The organism is Geomicrobium halophilum, assembly GCF_014207655.1.
GTDB lineage: Bacteria > Bacillota > Bacilli > Bacillales > Marinococcaceae > Geomicrobium > Geomicrobium halophilum.
Map to the genome: position 1 here is coordinate 1,162,143 of NZ_JACHHJ010000001.1, position 14,606 is coordinate 1,176,748.

Annotated in this window: 9 protein-coding genes and 1 pseudogene; 8 read left to right on the forward strand and 2 right to left on the reverse strand. The window is 44.5% G+C overall.

The window, feature by feature from the left end; translation table 11 throughout:
- Positions 1 to 191 precede the first annotated feature (191 nt).
- The 4 genes and pseudogenes from lexA to HNR44_RS05750 all read left to right on the forward strand — a co-directional run bounded on the left by lexA (position 192) and on the right by HNR44_RS05750 (position 7,184).
- A complete protein-coding gene (gene lexA, locus HNR44_RS05735) occupies positions 192 to 824 on the forward strand; it encodes a transcriptional repressor LexA (RefSeq protein ID WP_184403115.1) in 633 nt (210 codons plus the stop codon).
- A gap of 1,511 nt (positions 825 to 2,335) precedes the next feature.
- Positions 2,336 to 4,295 (forward strand): annotated as a pseudogene (locus HNR44_RS05740) (beta strand repeat-containing protein).
- Between the two features lie 122 nt (positions 4,296 to 4,417).
- Positions 4,418 to 5,515 (forward strand): tetratricopeptide repeat-containing glycosyltransferase family 2 protein, encoded by a 1,098-nt coding sequence (locus HNR44_RS05745; RefSeq protein WP_184403583.1) that lies wholly within the window; start codon positions 4,418 to 4,420, stop codon positions 5,513 to 5,515.
- A gap of 19 nt (positions 5,516 to 5,534) precedes the next feature.
- Positions 5,535 to 7,184: a glycosyltransferase family 4 protein gene (locus HNR44_RS05750; protein WP_184403116.1), complete on the forward strand. Its 1,650-nt coding sequence runs from the start codon at positions 5,535 to 5,537 to the stop codon at positions 7,182 to 7,184.
- Between the two features lie 59 nt (positions 7,185 to 7,243).
- Here HNR44_RS05750 and HNR44_RS05755 read toward each other — a convergent pair whose 3' ends face one another.
- A complete protein-coding gene (locus HNR44_RS05755; RefSeq protein ID WP_184403117.1) occupies positions 7,244 to 8,143 on the reverse strand; it encodes a GT-D fold domain-containing protein in 900 nt (299 codons plus the stop codon).
- Between the two features lie 682 nt (positions 8,144 to 8,825).
- Between HNR44_RS05755 and HNR44_RS05760 the strand changes: the two genes are divergently transcribed.
- From HNR44_RS05760 to HNR44_RS05775, 4 genes are read left to right on the forward strand one after another with little or no spacing between them, the layout of a single operon-like run.
- Positions 8,826 to 9,137 (forward strand): hypothetical protein, encoded by a 312-nt coding sequence (locus tag HNR44_RS05760; protein WP_343069379.1) that lies wholly within the window; start codon positions 8,826 to 8,828, stop codon positions 9,135 to 9,137.
- 24 nt (positions 9,138 to 9,161) lie between these two features.
- Positions 9,162 to 9,455 carry a hypothetical protein gene (locus HNR44_RS05765; protein ID WP_184403118.1) on the forward strand — a complete coding sequence of 98 codons (294 nt, stop codon included), beginning with the start codon at positions 9,162 to 9,164 and terminating at the stop codon, positions 9,453 to 9,455.
- A 34-nt stretch (positions 9,456 to 9,489) separates the two neighbouring features.
- Positions 9,490 to 13,170: a multicopper oxidase domain-containing protein gene (locus HNR44_RS05770; RefSeq protein WP_184403119.1), complete on the forward strand. Its 3,681-nt coding sequence runs from the start codon at positions 9,490 to 9,492 to the stop codon at positions 13,168 to 13,170.
- Positions 13,163 to 14,002 (forward strand): hypothetical protein, encoded by an 840-nt coding sequence (locus HNR44_RS05775; RefSeq protein ID WP_184403120.1) that lies wholly within the window; start codon positions 13,163 to 13,165, stop codon positions 14,000 to 14,002. Before HNR44_RS05770 ends, HNR44_RS05775 begins: the two co-directional genes overlap by 8 nt.
- A 96-nt stretch (positions 14,003 to 14,098) precedes the next feature.
- On the opposite strand, the gene HNR44_RS05780 is transcribed toward HNR44_RS05775, so the two are convergent.
- Positions 14,099 to 14,581: a hypothetical protein gene (locus HNR44_RS05780; protein ID WP_184403121.1), complete on the reverse strand. Its 483-nt coding sequence runs from the start codon at positions 14,579 to 14,581 to the stop codon at positions 14,099 to 14,101.
- Between the last annotated feature and the right edge of the window lie 25 nt (positions 14,582 to 14,606).

A 14,606-nucleotide genomic window follows, 5' to 3' on the forward strand; every position in this document is an offset into this window, starting at 1 on the left:
CTTTTTTTGCTTTCTTGATTTTTGTTGACTCATGCAATGACCTCCCGGAACATTTATTCGTATTAAGGATATATATACTGTACAATAAGAACTATTGTTCGTGCAAGATTTTTTAGAACTAGTGTTTGCAAACATTTGTTTTGTATGCTACGATCTTTTCAAGAACTTAACTTAAGCGAGAGGTGAAAAGAGTGGCGAAACTTTCTGAACGCCAAGAGACAATTCTTTCCTATATAACAAAAAATGTGAAAAAAAAGGGATATCCTCCATCTGTGCGTGAAATCGGTGAAGCTGTCGGACTAGCCTCAAGTTCAACGGTGCACGGGCATCTGGCGCGACTTGAAAAGAAGGGATATATTAGACGTGACCCTACGAAACCAAGGGCTATTGAAGTTCTTCACCTTGATGAACAAGGCGTTGAGATTTCTGAAGCAGATAAACCTGATGCTTCCTATGTCCCCGTCATCGGTAAAGTTACTGCCGGTCAACCGATAACAGCAGTAGAAAACATTGAAGAATACGTTCCATTACCCGAGCACTTTGTCGGTAGCGATCAAATTTTCATGCTAACAATCGAAGGGGACAGCATGATTGACGCCGGCATCCTGGATGGCGACCAAGTGATTGTTCGGCAACAACCGACTGCAAATAATGGCGATATCGTTGTAGCCATGACAGACGAGCAGGAAGCGACAGTCAAACGCTTCTTTAAAGAAGGCGATCACTTCCGTTTACAACCGGAAAACCAAACTATGGAACCTATTATTATTAGTAATTGCAAAATTCTAGGGAAAGTAAGCGGTGTTTTTCGAACCATCCATTAAGTTGACGCAAACCCTGCCTTTCATTCGGCGGGGCTTATAAATTTACATAATATATTTATAATAAATTAAAACATTATCGGCTTGACCCGTTATTTATAAATCCTTCCTTGCTCATTTCCATTGATATAAAACTATACGTAAAAGAACTACCATTTATGCTAAAAGAACCCTTACTTTTTACGTCGACGCCTTTTCCCCTTGCAGTAACGCCCCGCTGTATATAGCATCGCTAAAATCAATAAACCAGGCATTGAAACGACTAACGTTAAAAATAAACCGATTTCTAACACGTCCTCACCCCATTCTGCTATATTTCCCTCGTTCGTTAGTTTATTGACAGAATCCTCGAAGGTGAGTGCCAGGCTTGTTTTTTAATCCCCGAAAGCAATAGAGCTAAAATGCTAAAAATAAAAGGCCTTTAGTCGTACGCATAAAAACCTCTGCTTTATAAAAATCCTATGACTCCAAAGAGTGTATACAACATAATTTTTGTTTTCAAAACCTTTCAATAACAACTCGTTTTCATGTAGACCACAGTTGTGGTCATAAGCTTAAAGAAACTAGAAAAACCCCTGAGCATATCATATTTCAGCTCAAGGGTTTCCGCTTTTTAATACGTTGACATGTATTGCTCTCGCTCCCAAGGATGAACTTGCACGCAGAACATATAACAGGGGTTTATAACGTATCATAAACACTGTTAGATCCCTGATAAATCAACACTTCCATTTTATTTCAACTTATCATTTTTTATGATATTTTTTCATGATTTTGTGACATTTTCGTGATCTTTCTCGTGATGTTTTAGACGCTCCAAAAATCACTGCCCTGTTTTCCTCAGCACAACTAAATCTACTAGCGTCATTCTGAACATATTGTCCGTGCGGCTTGCAAAATACGATAGGTTTCAAACGACAGAAAATTGGCACATATATTACATCATGCCGCCCTTATCTCAAACCATATCCTCCTGTGTTCATAAAGTTCTCCCCTTGTGTGAGTATATATTCTCTCGCAACTATAAAGAATTTACATTTGTTTTATTTCATCAATGAACGCTTTAAATGAGCAATCACTTAACTTAATTTAAATCAACCAAGACAACCATCCAGCCAATTTCATTCCACTGCTAATATACTAATGGAAAAACAAGAATGCTTCAAGGGAGTTAAGTTATATTGATATGTATTGAAGAAAAGAACGGGCTTTTTTTTCTCCGAATAACTATAAGTTTTGAAGAACCCTTAACATTGCGAATAAGGATATCGGCAAACAAGGCACTCAAATTGGGAATCATAGGGATTCCGATTTGTCCTCCACCGGTAAAAGGACCCACGGGAGCGACTGGTGCCACTGGAGCTACAGGGCCCACGGGTGCTACGGGATCCACAGGAGCGACGGGTGCTACTGGTGCTACAGGGCCCACAGGAGTTACGGGTACCACTGGAGCGACGGGCAGCGCTGGGGCTACAGGACCCACAGGACTTACGGGTGCCACTGGAGCGACGGGCATCGAGGGTCCCACTGGTCCCACGGGAATCACGGGTACCACTGGAGCGACGGGCAGCGCTGGGGCCACAGGACCCACCGGAGTTACGGGTGCCACTGGAGCCACGGGCAGCGCTGGGGCTACTGGGCCCACAGGAGTTACGGGTACCACCGGAGCGACGGGCAGCGCTGGGGCTACTGGGCCCACGGGAATCACGGGTACCACTGGAGCGACGGGCAGCGCTGGGGCCACAGGACCCACCGGAGTTACGGGTGCCACTGGAGCGACGGGCAGCGCTGGGGCTACTGGGCCCACAGGAGTTACGGGTACCACCGGAGCGACGGGCAGCGCTGGGGCCACAGGACCCACAGGAGTTACGGGTGCCACAGGAGCCACGGGCAGCGCTGGGGCTACAGGGCCCACAGGAGTTACGGGTACCACAGGAGCGACGGGCATCGAGGGTCCCACTGGTCCCACGGGAATCACGGGGGCCACTGGAGCGACAGGCAGCGCTGGGGCTACAGGACCCACAGGAGTTACGGGTGCCACAGGAGCGACGGGCATCGAGGGTCCCACTGGGCCCACGGGAATCACGGGGGCCACAGGAGCGACAGGCAGCGCTGGGGCTACAGGACCCACAGGAGTTACGGGTGCCACAGGAGCGACGGGCATCGAGGGTCCCACTGGGCCCACAGGAGTTACGGGTACCACCGGAGCGACGGGCAGCTCTGGGGCTACAGGACCCACCGGAGTTACAGGTGCCACTGGAGCGACGGGCAGCGCTGGGGCTACTGGGCCCACAGGAGTTACGGGTACCACAGGAGCGACGGGCATCGCGGGGGCTACTGGGCCCACAGGAATCACGGGTGCCACTGGAGCCACGGGCAGCGCTGGTCCCACGGGAATCACGGGTGCCACTGGAGCCACGGGCATCGCTGGGGCTACAGGGCCCACAGGAGTTACGGGTGCCACTGGAGCGACGGGCATCGAGGGTCCCACTGGTCCCACGGGAATCACGGGGGCCACTGGAGCGACAGGCATCGCTGGGGCTACAGGACCCACCGGAGTTACGGGTGCCACTGGAGCGACGGGCATCGAGGGTCCCACTGGTCCCACGGGAATCACGGGTACCACTGGAGCGACGGGCAGCGCTGGGGCCACAGGACCCACAGGAGTTACGGGTGCCAACGGGCATCGCGGGTCCCACTGGTCCCACGGGAATCACGGGTGCCACTGGAGCAACGGGCACCGCCGGTCCCACTGGAGCCACGGGGATCACGGGTGCCACTGGAGCGACGGGCATCGCGGGGGCTACTGGACCCACAGGAGTTACGGGTGCCACAGGAGCGACGGGCATCGAGGGCCCCACTGGACCCACAGGAGTTACGGGTGCCACTGGAGCAACGGGCATCGCTGGGGCTACAGGACCCACAGGAGTTACGGGTGCCACTGGAGCAACGGGCATCGCCGGCCCCACTGGTCCCACGGGTGCTACGGGTGCCACTGGAGCGACAGGTCCTACTGGGGCTACGGGGCCAACGGGAACTGTTTCTACCGCTTACGGTTACACTTTTAATACAGGAGCACAAACGGTTGCTGCGGGTGGAGATGTCGTATTCAGTACAAATGGTCCTTTTGCTGGTGGGGTGGCTCACACGCCTGGAACAGCACCCGTTACAGTAACAAATGGAGGAGTCTACGAGGTATTGTATGATGTCGCCTTTACTACTATTTCTGGAGGGAACGTTTCAGGTACCTATGCAATTGTTTTAAACGGGACGGTTCAAGCATCAACCAGATATGGTCAAATCGGTTCAGGCAATAATACAACGAGAGTTATTATAGGCCCAGCTATTTTAACGATCCCGAGCGGATCCACATTAACAGTCCGAAATATTGGAAACACGGCTGATACCCTCGTAGTAACAGCAGACGGAGCACCCTTTGTTAATGCGTCATTTCGGTTAGTGATGCTGAGTTAATGATACAGAACATGGATACTCTTCCTCGGAGTATCCATGTTCTATGAAACATAGCAAGGAACATAAGAGCTTTTAGGAGAATAACCTGTTAATGACTCATTAAATATAAAGGAGTGATGAATCTGGTTACAATAAGCCTTTGTATGATCTTAAAAAACGAGGAAGATGTTATCGGCAGATGTTTGGATTCCGTACAAGATTTGGTTGACGAAATTAACATTATTGATACCGGCTCAACTGATCAAACGAAAGAAATCGTTTCTCACTATACCAATCGAATTTTTGACTTCACGTGGATAGATGACTTTGCAGCCGCACGAAATTTTGCTTTCAAACAGGCAACACAAGACTATATTCTTTGGCTTGATGCCGATGACATATTGCGTGTTCAAGATCAGGAGTTGCTAGATCTCCTTAAGCGCAATTTAGCCCCCTCCGTAGACGCTGTTTCTATGCATTATAACTTGACATTTGATTATCAAGGAAATGTATCACACAGCCTTCGCAGAAATCGTTTAGTAAAAAGAAGCAACCATTTTCAGTGGCATGGTGCTGTTCATGAATATTTGGCCGTAGGTGGGAATATTCTCCAAAGCGAGATCAGTGTTACCCATCTTGGCAAACCGCATGAGCCTGAGCATAGTGATCGAAATCTCCGCATCTATGAACAGCAGATCGCTAAAGGAATAACGTTTACACCAAGAGATCTTTTTTATTATGCCAATGAGTGCTTTGACCATCGGTTATATCAAAAAGCCATAAGATATTACAATCAATTTTTAGATACTGAAAAAGGCTGGAGTGAGGATTGTATTTCAGCCTGTGGCAAAGTTGCTGACGCTCATCTGGAATTACAAGAAAAAAACAAAGCTGTCGAGTTCGTGTTAAAGTCTTTTAGCTATGACACCCCACGGGCAGAAAACTGCTGTCGATTAGGATTAATTCACCTGACACATGGAGAAATAGAACAGGCTGTTTTTTGGTACGATTTAGCGACAAAACTAGATCATAAGAACATTCAAGATAAAAGCGGCTTTATCAATAACAGCTGTTACACCTGGGTGCCTCACGTTCAATTATGCGTTTGTTACGATCGATTGGGGAAATATCGATTGGCCAAAGAACACAACGATAAAGCCAAAGCATACGATCCGCAAAACCCTGCTATTCTGCACAACGAAGATTATTTGAACACCATACTGTGGGAAAAGAAAAAGTGAAGGATTTGGAGGAGAAATAATGCCTACGAGCTGGTATCAAGTTATTCCGGAAATAATTGATCAAATACTGGTTGACCAACCGCAATCGATTTTGGATATGGGAATTGGGTTCGGAAAATACGGTGTTTTACTTAGAGAGGTCTTTGATATTCCTTATGAGCGATATGAAAAAAATAGCTGGTCCGTCAAAATAGATGGAATAGAAGGTTTCGAACGTTATCGAAACCCGCTTCATGATTATGCCTATAATCATGTTTATTACGAAAGTATTGATGACCTTCTTCATAAACTTCCGGTTTATGACACCGTTCTATTGATTGATGTATTAGAACATTTCGAGAAGGAAGCAGGCCTTTCATTGATTAAGAAACTGTTGCAGCATACCAACAAATCCCTACTCATCTCAACACCGTTGGATCCGGCACCACAACAAGAATATATGGGCAATAAACTGGAACATCACAAAAGCAGATGGAGCATTCCTGACTTCCGATCTTTTGATTTTCAATATAAATTTGTCCCCATCGGAGAGAACGGCGCGCATCTAATTAAGGTATATCCCCCATCCACTCAAATAAAAACCACAAAGCCAGAGATTCTTGATTTCCCCGAACGGACAAAAAGGTTGAAGATCGGGTACGTCCTCCCACATCGGGAATTGACGGGGGGACTTAAAATGCTTATACAGCAAATGGAAAAACTCAAAGCTAGAGGACACGAAATCCACGCCTTTTTACGGGGGGATCCCGAATCAAAAGTATTGCCTGATTGGGCGGCATTAGCGGTGAATCAGGAAATAGCGATTCCAGCAGGAGAATTGTATATAGACTATGTGGAAGATTGCGATATTGTTGTCGCCGGCTGGTATCAGCAAATTCCAGAACTAGAATGCATCAAACCTCCACTATTTTATTGGGAACAAGGACATGAATCGCTGTTCGGGGACATTCCGAATCTTCCAGACGTGTTTCCAATCAGAGAAGAAATGAAGCGTGCTTATCAAAGTTCCATTCCTATTGTCAGTGTTTCTGCCTTTGTTTCTGATGTAATTAAGGCTCGCTTTTCGAAAAGTACGGCTGTGCTTACAAACGGAGTAGATTCCGATTTGTTTTTTAATCACGGAGTGGAAACTTCCGCTGAAGGTAATGTGATCTTGCTTGTCGGCAACCCGGCCCTAAGATTTAAAGGTTTTGATTCAGCCCTTGAAACCATGTCACGTGCATGGCATAAGGGTTACCGTTTCCAGGTGAATTGGGTGTGCCAATATTATCCGCAAATTCGTGAAGTTACTTTTCCTATTCAATTTGTCATTAATCCGAACCAGCATGAACTGGACAGCTGGTACCGTATGTCCGATATCCATTTATTTACTTCCATGTATGAAGGATTCGGTATGCCTCCTTTGGAAGCGATGGCTTCAGGCGTTGCTGTCATTGCAACAAGGTGTGGAGGTGTTGAAGAGTATGCCAAACATGGGCAAAACTGTCTTCTTGTTGAACCGCAAGATATACCGGGAATGACCGCTGCGGTTTGCGATCTTCTTGACTCTCCCGAAAAAAGGAATCGTTTAGCTGCAGAAGGAAAGAAAACAGCTCTTCATTTCAGCTACGACAAGATCATTGCCAAGCTAGAGTCCTTTATGATGAGACTGGCGGAAGATGAGGTTTAGTTTTGATAATAGAGAAGATTTTTCTGATAGTTTATTTTGCTGTAAACTGTTCCCCATTGTTAAGGTCTTTGATTGAAGTTGGTTATCCCATTACTTAACCAATCCATAAGATGGCCGAAGTCAATGGCTATTTTTCCTTCTTGTGCTAATTCTACGGCTATCAAGTTTGCGGCAATCCCTGCTGAAATAAATGCAATGTCAAATTCGTGTTTTCTGATTTCTGAAAGTGTCTGCTCAACGGAACGAATTTTATCAACCGTTACGGTTCCTACTATCGAATCATAGCCAAGATTTTCAAAAAAGGACTTCCCTTCTCTCGATTTGTTCCCAACGAGCAATACTTTCTGTGTGGAGAGTAATTCGTGAAATAAAAAGGTTTCATCATTTAATTCATAGTTGATAAGCGATGTTGCCAGGTTCAATTCTTTCAAGGGCCACCCGTGAAAATCCGCTAATTTGTTGAACAAACGCTGGTAAGTGGGAAAGCGTGACTCAGGAATTCCCACCAAGTCAGCTTTTAACATATTTTCCGTCAACTGTTGTCTTCGTTCATGATCCGGATAGTTGAATCCACCCATGTTCATGGCGTAGTTTAGCTTCGGATCGTTTCTAATTTCTTCTGATGAAATGAAAATATCATGGGCCATGGCGAGCAATTCTCCGTCACCAACACGAATCAACGCATACCCTTTTTTCCCGACTACTACGGCGCGGATATCTTTAGCAATTTGATTTGCCGGCTTTAATTGAATTATATCTTGAGATAGTACTTTCATCCCTTCATCAATGACCTCCTCAAGGTTATGTGGTAAATACTGCTTGTTTTTCAGACGACTCTGAATGAGTGCTTCTCCCCCTCTGTACATGGCCTCGGATACTAATGCATAAACATTCCAATCTCCTGGATTTCCCGCACGTTTTATATGTTCCCACTCTTGTTCATGAAGAGAGAAAGACATGAAACATTCTCCTCTGTCAGTCCGCTTTAAACCATTATATTTTTTCAGAGATTTTTATATGTAGCTCTTTTTGCCGAAAAAACTTATATAAGCCAAAGCCATGTTGGATTGATTTATTTAGAGTAGTGTCTGGGAGAGTTCTAACCCGGAAGATCTCATACGATTAACTTTGTTTGATTGTAAAGACTGATTAAAAAAAGCCTCTGATCATTAGAGTGAACGAAGATATGCATTTGTCACAATGGTTTATGGTTCACAATTAGCTTTTCATAAAAATCCTCACATGTCTTCACCTATGAAATTTATCCGCATCAGTATCTGTGTATGAATCATAACTAAACTTTTTGTTAAGAACATGAAAAACAGATAGCCTCTTAGATTTATTATTAAGGAAACCCCACCCGATCCCCTGATATATTTAACAGAATTTTTTCAAAAGTGCTTCATACCTTCCACGGAGACATGCCGCCCTACTTAAAAAACGTGCCCATTACGGAAATTATCTATAAAAATTATAAAGATACGCGAATGTTAATAAGTTTATATAGGGGTTGCATAACTCAAGTTTCAAATACATACATATTGTGTGGAAAAGTTATGGTGTAAAGCCATCCTCACCAAATTTCGTCAACCCAACCGGTTTGTATTCTGTAAGCTTCCAAACGAAAGAGGTGAAGATAACGTGAAAAAAAATAATCCTCCGTCCTTAAATGACGATATAGTACGTGGGAATGAATTATTTGATGAGGTTTTCGGAAGGGAAATTTTAATCACAACATCTGCAGATCAACTGAATATTTTAGGGCAAACCTTTCGGCCGATTTTCTGTGGTAAAGTGGTCGAAGTCACCAATGGGTATCTAACCATAGATCCAGCCATTATCAAAATGAGCAATGCTCCCTTTTACCAGTTCCCGACCCCTTTAATGATTCCACTGGAAAAAATAACAACATTTGTGCCGTTCTCCTGTGATACAAGAATACCTCTTGTGTAATGTTTCCTTAAGGAGTTGAATGACATGGAGAAACATGATCGATCGCAATTATCTGAAACACCCATTAATGATATTCGCCAGGCTGTCGTAACTGAAGCATTCGCCAATGCAGAGGGGGAACGTGCCTTAATACTTATTCCACAATTCCCTTTTCTAATTATTGGTGACATTATAGAGGTGGACAGTGATTATGTGGTTATTGATGTGGAAACGGCACACATTGCCGAACTTGAGGAACGCTCCATCCGTATCCATATCGATGACATTGAGGTCTTTGTTATTGAGGACGACGATACAGAGATTCCGAGTATCCGTTAGGGATGGATGGTCTATAGGAAAGGAGTGATCAAGTTTGCTGAGAAAATTCCATATCGTCGCAATTCCGATTCGTATTGTCATGAACAATTTTGGTGACCATGATCCGAACGGGATGATGTATGTCTTAAAAGAAAACGAAAAAACAGTCAAGGAACAAGTGGCTTGTCACCCATTTACGCCTGTTGATCTGGTTCAACCTTTAATTATTAGAGCCAATGCAGGCGATGATATCGAAGTGCTATTTGAAAATCAATTGCCGTTTGACACTTCCATGCACATCCAACAAGCGGAGTATAATGTACAAACCTCGGATGGAGCTTTTGTTGGTTGTAATAAAGATTCAACCGCTCCCCCTTGTCCACCTGGAAAAACACAGCTCTATCGTTGGAGCGTATTTCAAGAGGGAAGCCATGTCTTTACCGATTTAGGAAATTCACTTTCAAGTGAACTTGGGAGTAATGTTCACGGTTTGTTCGGGGCGTTAATTGTGGAACCGAAAGGATCATCATGGAGCGATCCTGTCACAGGAGAGAACATGAACAGCGGACTTTATGCAGATATTCATAACCCCTTATTACCATCATTTCGGGAGTATGCGTGGGTCTTTCATGATGAAATGGAGACCGATGACTTAACGAGGAATACGCCGATCAACCCTCATACGTTTCAGCCTGACATGACTCATTTAGTCAATTATCGCTCCGAACCAATGCGAAACCGGATGAAACTGATGCACGAAGGGGTTGTTGGTCCGGATTGCGAAGGCGAAGAGGTTCATCATGATTCATGGGTATTCGGGGATCCGGCTTCGCCGATTCTGCGCGCTTATGTGGGAGATCCGATCAAGATTCGTCTCATCCACGGCGGGGTTCAGGAAACCCATGTGTTCCATTATCATGTCCATCAGTGGCTTTTTGAGTCGGAAGACCAGGACTCAGAGATCTTAGATTCCCAAGCCATATCACCCCAAAATTCCTATACCATTTCCCCCTTATACGGAGCAGGAAGTTTACAAGAAGCCTTTGGTGATGCGATCATCCATTGTCATCTTTACCCACACTTTCATGAAGGCATGTGGGGCATGAATCGGATTTTTAACACGTTACAAGACGGCAGGCAATGTTATCCAAATGGGGTCCCCATCAAAGCACTGCAGCCACTGCCAGACCGTCCATGTCCACCGGAACCAACACCAGAGTATCCCGGGTTCCCAAATTTTATTCCGGGCATCAATGGTTGTAAAGCTCCTCGTCCTCCCCTTGGGATCATTGGAGGGCGTCAATCAACAGAACTTGAAGAAAATCAATTTGCACGGAATGCGAGACCCGGGGCGGTATTTGCGAACCCGTGTGAAGAAGGTGTTACCCCGGTTCGTGAGTTTAACGTTGTTGCTATCCAACTACCCATTACTTATAACCGTGAAGGTTGGCATGACCCCGAGGGACGTATATTTGTATTGGCTGAAGATGAGGAAGATATACGGGCTGGACGCAAGCACCCCGAACCTCTCGTAATACGAGCAAACGCGGGTGAGTGTATACGAATCATCTTTACGAATAAATTCCCAAATACGATAGGGGGAAACGCGTTTCAACTTGTCACTCGCACTTATGAAGCAGGCATGCATGTACACTTTGTAAAATTTGATCCCCTTGTGGCCGATGGTGCCAATGTGGGGTGGAATTATGATTCAGGAGTCTTGCCCGGTCAGACCATTCACTATCAGTGGTTTGCGGATGTAGAATTAAAAGCCACATTTTGGCATGATCATTTATTTGCTAATGAGCATCAATTACATGGGGTATTTGCTGGGATTAATATTCAAACGCGAGGGTCAAATTTTTTAGATATGTTCACTGGAGAAGAAGTGGATTCGGGAACACAAGCGATGATTGTGAATCCTCTAGTCCCAGATTTTAGAGAAATGACATTGTTTGTGCAAGATTTTACGCTATTGTTTGACAAAGATGGTTGTCCATTAAATCCTCCTCCCTTCCCAGGTTCTCATGAAGATCCAGGGGTGATGGGAATTAACTATAAAAACGAACCACTCCAATTCCGATTGGCCAAACCAGATTGTGATCCAGCTTATGTATTCAGTTCCTTTATTCACGACGATCCGGTAACACCGATGTTTGCGACGTATAACGGTGATCCAGTTCGAATACGCTTGCTTCAAGGCACGCACGAAGAATCACACAGCTTTAATTTGCACCGGCAGCGTTGGCAGCAGGAACGACGAGACCTTGATTCTGAAATTATACAGCAGCAACATATCGGAATTTCTGAACATTTTACATTGGATTTCGCCATGGAAGGTAACGGAGATTTTGATATGCTCTATCATTTCGGTTCCATCGATGATCTTTGGCTTGGAAACTGGGGGCTGATCTCTTCATATAAAGAAAAAATCCCAGAATTGTTACCACTACCAGATCGCCCGTGCCCGCCCGAAAGAAAAGAACCGCTGCCCTGTGTAAATGGCGAAAAACCGCCAATGGCCATCGACCCGGGGCATCCGGGACCATCAGATGCCCCTATACGTAAATACGAAGTTGTAGCGTTACAGACCGATATCGTGTACAACAAAGATGGCGATCACGACCCATATGGTATTATCTTTGCGTTAGCCGAAGATGAAAAAGCGATCAGGAAAGGCCACTTAAACCCAGAACCGTTGATCCTTCGCGGTAATGTTGGAGATGTTATCGAGGTCACGTTATACAATAAATTAGATCCTAATTTCCACAATAATTTGAGTCATGGTTATCCATTTGTACCCGTCGCAGCACCTTTTCCCCCCTCACTACGAATTTCTATGCACCCGCAATTGTTAGCTTACGATGTGCAAGGTTCTGATGGCGCAACGGTGGGTTTTAACTATGATCAAACCGTTGGTCCTGGCGAATGCATCACCTATCGATGGTATGTGGATACGGATGTAGGGTCTTGTAACCTATGGGATATGGCCGATGTAAGAAATCATCGCCATCACGGGGCCTTCGGTATATTCATTGCCGAACCTAAAGGATCAATCTATCTGGATCCGATCACACGGAAACCAACAACGACCGGTAATCAGGTAATTATCTCAAATCCAATCCTTGGGGAATTTCGAGAATTTGTCCTGTTGATGCATGATGGTGTACGACTGTTGGATAAAGAAGGAAACTTAATTCTTGATCCCGAACCGGCCCTCTTTCAACCGGAAGACCTTAAACTAGAAGATCTTGAAGATCAAGGTTCACGTGGCTTTAATTATCGGGCTGAACGATTTAGAAATCGTTTAAAACGTAATATAGATATTTCTGCTGTTTTTAATTCAAAAATACACGGTGATCCATCAACACCGTTGTTCCTTGCTTACCCTGGTGACCGTACAACGATTCGTTTTGTGTTCCCGGCTGATAAACCAAGAGCCCATTCTTTCACAATACATGGTCACCTATGGCGACGTAGTGGTGATGACGTCCGTTCTGAAGCCATTGCACTTCGTGGTCAAAATACGGTAGGGAGCGCTGAAGATTTAGAATTATTTTACGGTTTAGGGGGATTGTTAGCACTCCCGGGCGATTATATGTATCGGTCTGGAAACATTCGCTGGGATATTGAGCTTGGTCTTTGGGGAATTATACGTGTGCTACCAGAAACAGATCGGTGCCTGGCACCTTTAAAAACGGTCGTGGACGATAAGGATGGTGGGGCGGATGACTAATTCTCACGATCATTTCAACCAATTATGCAGTGATCCTATTATTCGTCATCAACATCAGCAAGCATTCCACTGTCCTGAATGTTTGCCCGCATCTAAATATGATGACCGGTTTGGATCACCGCATGACTGTCCGGAGATCCTCCCTACCCATCGTTTTTCATCTCCAACCACAGAGCTTTCAACAGAAGAATTTGAGAAGCTAAAGGCGTGTATCCATGAAATTAATGATCTGTTGCTCACATTAGGGGTTCGAGAAGACGAGACTCATGTACAATTAAGGATGCGTCTGCAACAACTCCATAAGCAATTTGTTCGTATAACAGTCAAATGTGAGGGGGAGAAAATAAAGTTCCTCGGGGGATTGAAAAAGGCTGGAAGAGATTTCGTTCATCTTAATACGTTAGATGAAAACATTCTTATTCCCAATAAAAGGATCTGTTCGATCGACCATGAGCCTAATCATGATCAACACGGTCACGAGCCGGAATTGATTAACATTGATCGATGTTTCAGGCGAGATCTCGTTCTTCGTTTTGGCGAAGTCGTTTCCGGTGACCCCTCTTTAATTAATCTGTTCTTCGGTATTTCATTAAGCCTATTCCTCGTTAGTTTTATTGGGTGTGATATTCAAGTGTCCATTAATGAAGAGGAAGACACCGGTAAAGAAGATGAAAAGCAAAAAGATCGGGTTATAGAAAGTGAAGAACATCAGATACAACAAAAAAGAATCATGGGTTGTTTGATTGAATCAGAAGAATCCGCAATCCAAGTGAAATGGGGCAATGAGATACAACGAATTCAATTTGAGGACATATGTTTTATAAAGCTTTAACCTGCACAGTTGTGCAGGTTTTTTCTGCCTTTTCATTATAGAGATTTCGAACATTCAACTCCCAAAATTCATCGAGTAACCATCACTTCCTCCTTTTTATGACGAGCACTCAATAATCACTTCACATCCTCTTTTTCGTAAAAATTGAAAGTTTAAATTATCCGTAAGGCCGGAAAGACGTAATTGAATCCTATGGTCACACACCGGAATTGAATGATCATGTAAGCATGTAAAATGATGGCCACAATGATGATCATGACAACAACAGTCATGATGCTCACAGTGCAAACAATCGTCTACCCCTAGTAAATGGTGAAAACGGAACCTACAGTGATGGTGATGACAATGATCATGATGCTTAAAGGGGTCATCGATACATGGATTATCGCAGTCTAAATCATCTAGCCATTGAATCTTTCGAATGGAGTCCTTTAGAACTGTAACCATTGAACAATCATCCCGTAGAACGTCAACAAAATCGATACCAGAATTACAAATCATACCTTTAATTTTTTTCTCGTTCACCTCATCAACATGGCCCTCTACATGTTCTTGTTGCGATCTGTCCGCTTTCTTCATTCTTCTCTCCTCTCCTCTCTGGTGC